The organism is Pseudomonas sp. B16120, assembly GCF_044218845.1.
GTDB classification, from domain to species: Bacteria; Pseudomonadota; Gammaproteobacteria; order Pseudomonadales; family Pseudomonadaceae; genus Aquipseudomonas; species Aquipseudomonas paracarnis.
Window position 1 is genome coordinate 4074259 of the sequence record NZ_CP162588.1, and the last position, 9569, is coordinate 4083827.

18 protein-coding genes are annotated in these 9569 nt (G+C 59.5%); all 18 read left to right on the forward strand.

All coding sequences use genetic code 11. The features are described from left to right. Positions 1-102 precede the first annotated feature (102 nt). The 18 genes from AB4P90_RS18855 to AB4P90_RS18940 all read left to right on the forward strand — a co-directional run bounded on the left by AB4P90_RS18855 (position 103) and on the right by AB4P90_RS18940 (position 9558). Positions 103-405 (forward strand): hypothetical protein, encoded by a 303-nt coding sequence (locus AB4P90_RS18855; protein ID WP_395605273.1) that lies wholly within the window; start codon positions 103-105, stop codon positions 403-405. A 21-nt stretch (positions 406-426) separates the two neighbouring features. Next, on the forward strand, positions 427-861 hold the full coding sequence (locus tag AB4P90_RS18860; protein ID WP_141123435.1) for a hypothetical protein: 435 nt from the start codon (positions 427-429) through the stop codon (positions 859-861). Between the two features lie 17 nt (positions 862-878). After that, on the forward strand, positions 879-1139 hold the full coding sequence (locus tag AB4P90_RS18865; RefSeq protein WP_395605274.1) for a hypothetical protein: 261 nt from the start codon (positions 879-881) through the stop codon (positions 1137-1139). Between the two features lie 21 nt (positions 1140-1160). After that, positions 1161-1448 (forward strand): hypothetical protein, encoded by a 288-nt coding sequence (locus AB4P90_RS18870; protein WP_198831154.1) that lies wholly within the window; start codon positions 1161-1163, stop codon positions 1446-1448. Beyond that, a complete protein-coding gene (locus AB4P90_RS18875) occupies positions 1445-1681 on the forward strand; it encodes a hypothetical protein (protein WP_038440773.1) in 237 nt (78 codons plus the stop codon). Before AB4P90_RS18870 ends, AB4P90_RS18875 begins: the two co-directional genes overlap by 4 nt. After that, entirely contained in the window at positions 1678-1827 is a 150-nt protein-coding gene (locus AB4P90_RS18880; RefSeq protein ID WP_169862700.1) for a hypothetical protein, read from the forward strand. The genes AB4P90_RS18875 and AB4P90_RS18880 overlap by 4 nt, the downstream gene beginning before the upstream one ends. After that, positions 1827-2642, forward strand: coding sequence for a hypothetical protein (locus AB4P90_RS18885; protein ID WP_395605275.1), 816 nt, complete (start codon positions 1827-1829; stop codon positions 2640-2642). Before AB4P90_RS18880 ends, AB4P90_RS18885 begins: the two co-directional genes overlap by 1 nt. 159 nt (positions 2643-2801) lie before the next feature. After that, positions 2802-3911, forward strand: a complete 1110-nt coding sequence (locus AB4P90_RS18890) for a hypothetical protein (RefSeq protein ID WP_395605276.1) — start codon at positions 2802-2804, stop codon at positions 3909-3911. 10 nt (positions 3912-3921) lie between these two features. Continuing rightward, positions 3922-4686 (forward strand): ERF family protein, encoded by a 765-nt coding sequence (locus tag AB4P90_RS18895; RefSeq protein WP_219903626.1) that lies wholly within the window; start codon positions 3922-3924, stop codon positions 4684-4686. Between the two features lie 5 nt (positions 4687-4691). Then, complete coding sequence (locus AB4P90_RS18900; RefSeq protein ID WP_106119901.1) at positions 4692-5309, forward strand: lambda exonuclease family protein; 618 nt, start codon at positions 4692-4694, stop codon at positions 5307-5309. Next, positions 5306-5896 (forward strand): hypothetical protein, encoded by a 591-nt coding sequence (locus AB4P90_RS18905; protein WP_395605277.1) that lies wholly within the window; start codon positions 5306-5308, stop codon positions 5894-5896. The genes AB4P90_RS18900 and AB4P90_RS18905 overlap by 4 nt, the downstream gene beginning before the upstream one ends. 69 nt (positions 5897-5965) lie before the next feature. After that, positions 5966-6454 carry a hypothetical protein gene (locus tag AB4P90_RS18910; protein WP_395605278.1) on the forward strand — a complete coding sequence of 163 codons (489 nt, stop codon included), beginning with the start codon at positions 5966-5968 and terminating at the stop codon, positions 6452-6454. A 110-nt stretch (positions 6455-6564) separates the two neighbouring features. Beyond that, positions 6565-7152: a hypothetical protein gene (locus tag AB4P90_RS18915; protein ID WP_395605279.1), complete on the forward strand. Its 588-nt coding sequence runs from the start codon at positions 6565-6567 to the stop codon at positions 7150-7152. Next, the gene (locus AB4P90_RS18920) at positions 7149-7706 is read left to right on the forward strand and encodes a hypothetical protein (protein WP_395605280.1); all 558 of its coding nucleotides are present in this window, start codon (positions 7149-7151) and stop codon (positions 7704-7706) included. Before AB4P90_RS18915 ends, AB4P90_RS18920 begins: the two co-directional genes overlap by 4 nt. Before the next feature lie 10 nt (positions 7707-7716). Continuing rightward, positions 7717-8154, forward strand: a complete 438-nt coding sequence (locus tag AB4P90_RS18925) for a hypothetical protein (protein WP_395605281.1) — start codon at positions 7717-7719, stop codon at positions 8152-8154. After that, positions 8133-8456 carry a hypothetical protein gene (locus AB4P90_RS18930; protein WP_395605282.1) on the forward strand — a complete coding sequence of 108 codons (324 nt, stop codon included), beginning with the start codon at positions 8133-8135 and terminating at the stop codon, positions 8454-8456. The genes AB4P90_RS18925 and AB4P90_RS18930 overlap by 22 nt, the downstream gene beginning before the upstream one ends. Positions 8457-8505: 49 nt before the next feature. Continuing rightward, positions 8506-8772 (forward strand): hypothetical protein, encoded by a 267-nt coding sequence (locus AB4P90_RS18935; RefSeq protein ID WP_395605283.1) that lies wholly within the window; start codon positions 8506-8508, stop codon positions 8770-8772. A gap of 51 nt (positions 8773-8823) precedes the next feature. Further along, positions 8824-9558: a metallophosphoesterase gene (locus AB4P90_RS18940; protein WP_395605284.1), complete on the forward strand. Its 735-nt coding sequence runs from the start codon at positions 8824-8826 to the stop codon at positions 9556-9558. Positions 9559-9569 lie beyond the last annotated feature (11 nt).

Sequence of the window (9569 nt, forward strand, 5' to 3'; positions counted from 1 at the left end):
TGCGCGCCTCTACCCGTCAGCACTCCTCCCCCCGCGCCCATCGGCAACCAGCGGGAGGCATGAGTGTTGAGCGAATACAGGTGAACCCACAGAGGAAACGACATGGCACTTCAAGTTGACGAGGTCGCGGTAACGGGCGGCTTCCGGATCATTGATACCGACCGTAGCCCTGCTTATCAGGGCGTTGCGGTTGTGGTCCAGCGCGATGCGCACCCGGTGATTGCCGATTGCGAGATCACTTACGCCGAAGCACTTTCCACCGCAAAGGCAATGGCTTCGGCACGTGAGCTGCTGGAAAGCCTTACAAACCTGGTTGGACTGGCAAGGCTTGGCGCAGCGCACCTCAGCAAGTACCACGCCGCCCTGGCTCATGCAGAAGCTGTAATCGCCAAGGCTACCGCCTAACCCCAAACACTGGAGGTCGCCATGAGCGATTTCGGATATTCCGAGGGCGACGTGTGCGCCCGTGATGGCTGCCAAGGTGTAATCGAGCTGGAGCCAGTCAAGGATTGTAGTTGCCACATATCAGCGCCGTGCTGGCGACATGAGAGCGCCGACATGCACTGTCATGACTGTGGGTGGCGCGCCGCTGATGACCCGCTGTGCGTTCGCGATATCTCGTCTATCAGCATGGGCGGCCCGGTTCCATACATCCAAACAAAGCCTCGCGTGCTAGACCCCACCAAGATCGACTGGGTGGACAAGCTCCACAGCAGCAGCTCGATGATTAAGGAGGGAGTTTTCCCTATCGGCACCGAGGCCAAGGAAGTCGAGGAGAAGGTGCGCGGAACGTTCGGCGGCAGGTTTGAGCGCTTCAACAAAGATACCGGACACTTCAAATACATCGCTTACACCGACTAACGCCACCTGGAGGAATCATGGCCCGCACTTACGAATACTGGACGGTCAAGGGCGGCGAGGACGTTGCCATCAGCCTGACCGTCGCATATTTCTCGGCTCGAAAAGGCAATTTCAGCTCCCAAGCCGCCGATCCCGATGAGTACTTCGGTCATTGCGAAATCGAGTGGGATTCGAAAGACGACACCAGCTTCATGACTGAATCCGAGATCGCCTCAATGGAGGAATGGCTTGTAAGCGAGCATTCCGAGTATCTGGCCGATCAGGACTACTACGACTAACCCGCCACTCTGGAGGCATCCATGGAACACGAAATAGTTGTTGAGGGGTTTGTCCTCCAGGTGGGAGTGACCCATTGCGTGAATGAGCCTGCACGGCCGGGAACGTGGGATAGCGACTGGGACGCCCAGGGCTGTCGGGAACTGGAATTCAAGTTGGTTTCGGGCATCTGCTACGACGAAGACGGCACTCGCATGGATGTTCCGGACTATCAACTGCCGGTGCTGGCCCACCAGTACGGGCCGCAGATCACGCTGGCGCTGTGGGTTGAGATCGACGCCATCAAGCGCCGGCAACGGTGGGCAGCATGAGCCGTGCAAACGTTATCGCGGTGGGCATGATCGATGCTCGCTTCGAATGCATTCGCAACGGCGACACGTCGTCTCAGTTGTTCGCCGAAACCAGCATGGCCATGGAAATGGCCTATGCGTTGGGCGCCATCGATGACGGCGAATTCTTCCACTACAAGGAACGCTACAACCGCCTTTATCAAACACAGGCGGAAGCGTTTCTTGCGGATATCCGAGCGAGGTCTGCGCAATGAACACCATGACCCTGGCATTTACCCACACGTCCTGGCTCGGCGCACTGTCGCTGGCCTACGACGCCGGTATCGAAAACGTCCACGCCTGGAGCCGTAGGGCCTGCCTGTGCGGTGAGTGGACCGTGGCTTATGAGGTGAAAGCGTAATGAATAATCAATTTGAAGCAGGTCAGACGGTCTACAGCATCCACGGCGAAGCGGCCTCGTTCGTTGCGCAGACCTCAAGCGGTTATGCGGTTGAGCCGATTTATGAACAGGAAGACGGTGAGCCTCACTACGGCCCGGTGAAGTCCTGGCCCGAGGTCTACGCCGAACCACCAGTTGCAAAGCTGCACGGAAAGGTTCAAGAGCTGGAAGGCCGAATTAATGAGCGGCGCAAAGAGCTGAACGATCTTTCCAGCGAAAAACGCACCATGGAGAGCGATCTTGCCAAAATGCGCAAGCGCCATGAAGAGAACGACCAGCTTCGAAACCTGGACCTGTGGATTTCCGGAGCGGTGACGCACTTGGTCAAGATCGACCACTACAGCGGCTTCTTAATCGGCACGGTCGAGTCGATCCTTGGCTATGACAGCGACAAGGAAATGCGCCTGCTCTCGATCTACGGCGGGACTAAAAATCACTACCGCTGGAAAATGGCCGCCTACTCCGATGGTAGCGGCTCAAATACCGAGGTTCTCTTGGCAACGTCAGAAGAAGAGGCTCGGCAAGTTGCAGCAAAGTGGTACGCCAAAGAGGTCGCGTCTTGCGCTCGCAACAATCAGGATCACGTAGTTATCAGTCTGGCTAGGTCAGCGATGAAGTACGGAATTCCTGTATCCGATGAGCTGCGGGAGAAGATCGCCAAGAGTGAAGTAGAGGGCCGGAAGCGCATTATCGAATCCGCGCAAAAGGAATTCGAACGGGCAAAACAGCGGCTTGATGAAGCTGTTGCAGCCGCCTCACTGCCTGCGACGCCATGACCACCCACCAGCGGCACCGGCGCCGCGCCATCCGCTGGACCTCGGCCATCGTTGGCCTGACCTTCCTCACCATCGTTCTACTGGGCCCCGCCATCGGCGGCCTGATCACCCAATAACCACCACCTTCAATCGCTGCGAGCATCGCGGCAGGGAGTCACCGTGTCCGCAGAAACTCAACTGGCCGTCGTGCCGCCGAAAGAAACCGCTCTGGCCGTGTTCAGCACAGTGAAAGGCCTGGATCCTTGGCTTGATCAGGTGCGCGCCAAAGTCGACGAATTCAAAAAAGTGCTTCCTGATCTCAAGACCCGCAAAGGCCGAGAGGCTTATGCCTCGATGGCGCACCAGATCGCCAAATCGAAAACGGCACTCGAAGCGGTAGGTAAGGAAATCTCTGCGAAGCAAAAGGAGATACCGAAACTGATCGACGCCGAACGTAAGCGCGTATGGGACACGCTGGAGTCATGGCAGAAGGAAGTCCGCCAGCCGCTGGATGATTGGCAGGCGGCCGAAGACGCTCGCGTTGCCAAGCACGAGGAAGGAATCCAGCAGATCAAGGACATGGCGCTGTTCGGCGAAACACCTCAGGCGTCCGTAGTTGCCAGGGTGATCGCCGACCTCGAAGCCATCGAAATAAACGATACATGGGAAGAGTTCTTGCCAGAGGTCGCCCAGGTGAAGGACGAGACACTGGCAAAGCTGCGCAACCTGCTGGCAGAACGCACCCAGTACGAAGCCGAACAGGCCGAACTGACCCGCCTGCGCCTGGAGAAGGAAGCCCGCGACAAGAAGGACAACGAAGATCGCATTGCCCGCGAAGCCGCAGAGCAAGCCACCCGCGAAGCTGAAGCGCGTGCCCAGCGTGATCGTGATGCCGAAGCGCAGCGTGTCCGTGATGAGCAGGCCGCCGCCGAGAAGCGCGAGAACGATTTGAAGTTGCAGGCCGCCGAGTCTGAGCGCCGCGCCGAGCAGGCAAAGCGCGAACAGATCGAAGCCGAGCAGAAGGCCGAGCGCGACCGTCTCGCATCCATTGAGCGCGAGCGGCAAGCCGTGGAACAGGCCCGCCTAGACGAGAAAGCCCGTGCAGATGCAGCCGCAGACGAAATCCTGCGCCAACAGCAGGAACGCCAGGCTGACGTAGCGCACAAGTCGAAAATCCTGGGCGAAGCCAAAAAGGCTTTGATCGACATGAACATCAGCGAAGAGCTGGCCAAGGCCATCGTCCTAAAGATCGCCCGCGGCGAAGTCCCCCACATCACCATTCAATTTTGAGGCTATAGCCATGTCGCAAGAAATCATCATGCCGCTGGAGAGAGATCGCCAAATGGCCGCCCATGCAGCGCCAGCGCAGGAAATCAGCATGTTGTCGACCATCAGCCGGCTTGCCCTGGATCCTCGATGCGACATGGACAAGCTTGAGCGCCTCATCTCGCTTCAAGATCGAATGGAAGCTAAAACCGCGCTTGAAGCCTTCAATGCCTCATTCGCCGAAATGCAGTGCGAAATGCCTTCTGTAGAGAAGCGCACCGAGAATACGCATACCAAGAAGATGTACGCCGACCTGGACGATATCAACTACGCCGTGCGCCCGGTCATGGCCAAGTTTGGCTTTGGTGTGTCGTTCAAGATCGTCAATCAGGCCGCCGGCGTGAGCGTCACCGGCATTCTGATGCACAAGGCCGGACACCGCGAAGAAACGACCATGATCCTGCCCCTCGATACCGGTGCTGGTCGCAGCGCTGTGCAGTCGGTTGGCTCGACCACTACCTACGGAAAGCGCTACGTCATGTGCGCCCTGCTGAACATCACCAGCGGCGACGACAACGACAACGACGGCTATGTCGAACCATCTGATCAACTGGTGACTCCAGCCCAGGCGCGGCAGGTTCAGGCCCTGCTGGATAAGTGCAGCGCGTCTGTTCACGCCAACTTTGAAAAGATGTACGGCGACCCAGGCCAGATTCCTAAGCTGGCGTTCGATGGAGTTGTTGCCGGGCTGAACAACTCAATTTCAAAAGCTGCGAAGACGGCGCAACAGGCGGGGTAAAGACCATGCAAATCATCACTGAGGTTGAACAGGGTTCGCCGGAATGGCTGGCCCTGCGCTTGGGTATCGTCACTTGCTCGGAGCTGGAATGCCTGCTTACCAACGGCAAGGGCGAGGCCGGTTTCGGTGTCGGCGCCTTCACCTACATGAACACCCTGATCGGCGAGCGCATAACCGGCGAAGCTGCCGACCCGTTCATGGGTAACCGCCATACCGAGCGCGGCCACGAACTGGAAGGTGTCGCCCGCAAGCTCTACGAGCAGCGAGAGGAAGTCAAAACCAACCAGGTGGCGATCATCCTCAACCACGGCGCCGGATACTCGCCTGACTCGCTGGTGGGACCTAAGGGCCTGACCGAAATCAAAACCAAACTCCCGAAGTTCCAGGTTGAGGTGATCCTCTCCGGCGAGATCCCCAAGGAACACGTCGCCCAGTGCCAGGGCGGCCTTTGGGTATCGGAGCGCGAGTGGATTGATTTCGTTTGCTACTGGCCAGGTATGCCGCTGTTCATCAAGCGCGCTTACCGCGACGAGGCGATGATCCGCAAGCTGTCCGAGCGGGTTAAGACATTCTACGAGATCCTCGAAGACCGCATGAACCAAGTATTGGGGATAGCAGCATGATCAGCATCCTACAGAACGAAGTAGAACGGCTTCGGAAGTCTTCGAACGAGCTGGCCGCCCAGGTCGCTGAGTTTGTGGCGGCCGGCGGTGAGATAGAGGAAATAAAGCCTCCACCACCGCCGAAACCGGTCGTATACGTACCTCAAGAGCCGCCCGCGCCAAAGCCGTTCGTTCGGCGCAGGGTTGAAGCAGCTCCCCTGCCCCTGGACAGGGAAGATGTTCGGGAGCAGGCCCGGCTAAAGCTGGTCGAGCACATGCGCCAACTGAGCGCCACGCACACCCAAACAGAGGCCGCCGCCGCCCTGGGCATAAGTCGCCGCAACGTCTACAAGCACGCCACCATGAACGACATCACGTTCAAGAAGCCGGAACGAGGCGGTGCGAACAACAACTACCGCCGAGACCAAATGGGCGAGCGCGAAGCGAAGTACGCCGAGCGCATCCGTGCATTCCTGGCGCTTGGAATCACACGGCGCCAGTGCTGCGGAAAGCTCGCCATCAACAATAAGGCCTTTGAGCGGATCATCGCGGCCCACGGCACAGACTATCCAAAGGCCCGGCGTGGAAGCACCTCATGCGCCGCATAGCCCGCACCCAGCAACGCAAACGACAAACCTGGCTCGCACTGCCGGCCAGCGGAATAGAAGAGGTAGGCCATGGCTGTGAGCCAGGAAGAACGAACGGCCAGGCTTGCCGAGAAACGGCAGGAGCTTGGCGAGCAGGAATTGCGGCACACGGTGCCATACGGCGCCCGGCAGATGCTCGACGAGCTGATGCTCTGGCATGAGATCGAGGAAGTCAGCGAGGCGGTGCAACTGCTGGTGCTGAATGGGCGGGCCGAGGATCTGCCTCCGGCGCCGCCGAAAGTCAAAGGGCCGTCCGATATCATCCGCCATTACTTCCGTCAGGGAATGCGTGACCGCCTGGAAGCGCTCACCGCTGAACTGGGCGAGACGAAAGACCGCACGACCATCTGGCGACTGATCGCACATGCCCACTCGCTGGGCGCCGAGAGGTCCGCCTCGATGCTCGAAATTAAGCGCCACGGAATAGATATACCGCAAAACGTGGCGCGCAAATTACGGCAAGCAGGCTTTGCCGAATCGCTCCAGATGAACGCCGAAGACGACGGCGACAACGACTGATCCGGCTCCATGCCGGTCACCCGTAATACCCCATATCAAACAATCACGCCAGCCGGCGCCGCATAACTCCCCCACTCCACCGCCCGGGCATGGCCCGGCAAGGACTCCCCATGCCTACAGAAACCCAAATCGCTGAGCCCGCGCCGAGCCTGGCAACCGGCCACGGCCTTGACGCTGCTACCTGGGCCGACTTCGTGACCCGTCTTCGCCATGACTGCAACGGCGCCGGCGTTAAATGGCACCACACAGCGGCAGCGCTGTTCACCGTGCAGACCAAGCGCATTGATTACGGATATGAGCCGGACTACGCGGAAGGCCTGGTGGTTTGCCGCGAGGACTGCTCGTGGTTCAGCCCTGAAGAATACTGGGAGGACTGCGACGAGGAAGACCAGGCCGACCTGAACGCCAGGGTGCAACAAGACTTCGAGTGCGACTTCCTGGGGCTCAGCGTCGACGATCAGTGGGAGTTGCTCGGAGAGCTTGACGATCACACCGTCACTGGCTGGAACAAGCGCTGGGAGATAGTGAACAGCCACTTCACCAAAGACGCGGCAGAGGCATTCATCCGCCGCAAGCAGCACGACTACGGCGAGATGCGCGTCTACGTGGAATCGCAGTATTACGCCTGGGAATTCGAGGCCATCAAGGAAGCGATCATTGCCGGCGCGCTGACCTACACGCCGAAGGAGGCAGCATGACCAACCTGTTCTGGCGCCTGGTCGCCAAGCTGCTTGCGCGCCCGGCGGTTGCCGCCTGGCTCATCGCCCGCGCCCAGCGCACCCCGTACCTGCACATCATGTCCGCTGACGGCACCGAGATGTACATGGGCCGTTGGTGGCTGTTCAACCCCTACTCCCGAGAAACGCACAAGCCGGCGCTGTGGTGGTGTCCGTGGTCGTTCCGTGTGCACCACATCATGCGGCCCGACGAAGACCGGGACCTGCACGACCATCCGTGGAACGCTCGCACGATCATCCTGCGCGGGTGGTACACGGAACAGCGGCTGCTCGACCATGAAGACCCGGTGCTGTCAGGCCTCAACGTGCCGACCGGCGCCCAGGCCACCGAGTACATCGACCGCCACGCCGGAGACACCGCTCGACTCAATCACGGCGAGTACCACCGGATCGACGAACTATCGCCTGGTGGCGTCTACACCCTCTTCATCACCAGCAAGTGGCGTGGTGACTGGGGCTTTCTGGTCAACGGCGTGAAGGTGCCTTGGCGCACCTACACCGGCACAGACAATTGAGGTTATGAGCATGAGCAAGCCAATTAAAACGCTTGAAGAACTGGACGCCGCGCTGTACTGGCGCAGCAAGCATGCGCAGGCAATCAAAGAGCGTGACGCCCTGCAGCAAAAATTGGCAGTGGCGGCAGCGATGCATCCATTCGCCGAAAAGGTGATCCGCAAACTGGAACGCTTCCAGGAGTGCGCGGACGACGGGCAAGGCGCCGACATCGGACGGCACTGGTTTGACCTGCTGACCCAGCTCGGCCTGCTGAATCGCGTGCAGCGCAGCCCTGCCTTGTGGGAAATGTCCCAGCAAGGCGAAGACGCCCTGGAATTGTCGCGGCAGAACGCAAAATCCCGACAGGAGTACATCCGTACTCCACCCGCAAAACCTGTAACCCCTCCCCCTTCAAAGTCAGCCGCTATAGCGGCAAGGAACCCGGCATGCCTGAAGAAAGTGTTTTGATCCAGCCGCTGCCAGTCGAGCGTGACGCACACGGCTACTGGACCCACCCAGCCTGGCCATCAACCGAAGACGAGTTGATCCCATACGCCTGGTTTGACTCGCGCGGTCTGGAAGCTCGCGAACGGGCTTTCGAATACGACGCGCCAGAGGAAGTGCAGGCGTCTTGGCTTGCTGAAGGTATCGCCGATTGTGCGGCCTGGCACCCGACCAATCCTCCTGGCGAAGGCTGGTTCATCTTCTCGATCCACGATACCGACGACGGCCCGATCTGTGTGTGGGTGCGTAAGCTGGTGACGCCATGATCGCCACCCTCTGGTTCGCCTACGTCTTCAACAACAAGGGGCCAAGGCCATGAGCGATTCCCCGAAGAGCATTGGCTTCATAGATCACGGCAAGACAAATTGCGGCCTTCTCGTGATGAGCCGTTGGGATGAGCCTGATCGCGCCGGTAACGCAAAAGACCTGCAGCGCTTTGTAAAAGACATTAAGCGCACCGGCCTAAGCCACTCCCGCATTGAGCGCTTCGAGGGCGACCAATTCCCTGAATGGGTTGGTGAGCTGTACTGCGACGATCAGCAATGTCAGTGCCGGCGCTACCTCCGCACCAAACAAGCCTAACCCCAATCCCCCTACATGCCTGCCGGTGAGCGGCGGGCGAGGTATTCATGCATGCTCGAAACTATCGAGGTGTCGCGCGTGAAGCGCTTCGCCGCAAACACTGCTGGACGGGATTTCGCGGTTGGCGACATTCATGGGCATTTCACCCGGCTACAGGTCGCACTTGATACAGCCGGGTTCGATCCTGCAGTTGACCGGCTCTTCAGCGTTGGCGATCTGGTTGATCGCGGGCCCGAGTGTCGCGCCGTGATCGACTGGCTTGCCAGGCCTTGGTTTCACCCCGTTCGCGGCAACCATGACGACTACGTGGTGCGCTTCGATACCTGCGACGTCGACAACTGGGTCTACAACGGCGGCTCATGGTTCGCCGGTCTGGCATGGGATGAGCAGCGTGAGTTCGCGACGCAATTCCGCGATATCCCTATCGCCATAGAGGTCGAGACGGCCGGCGGCCTGATCGGCATCCTGCATGCGGATTGCCCTTTCCCGTCATGGGACCAACTTCGCACTGAGCTGGAAGCCCCGGAGAGCAACAAGCGGCTGAAGCTGGTGCAGAACTCCTGCATGTGGTCGCGCAGCCGAATTCAGGATGCTGACTCCTCAGGGGTTGCAGGGATCCGCGCCCTGGTGGTCGGGCACACCCCGCTGCGTCAGCCGGCAGTCCTCGGCAACGTCTATCACATCGATACCGCCGGATGGATGGATGGGCACTTCACGCTGCTTGATCTGGCATCCCTGCAATGCATCACGCCTATCAACCCTGCGCTCAGTTACGACTGGGAATAACCACCTTCTGC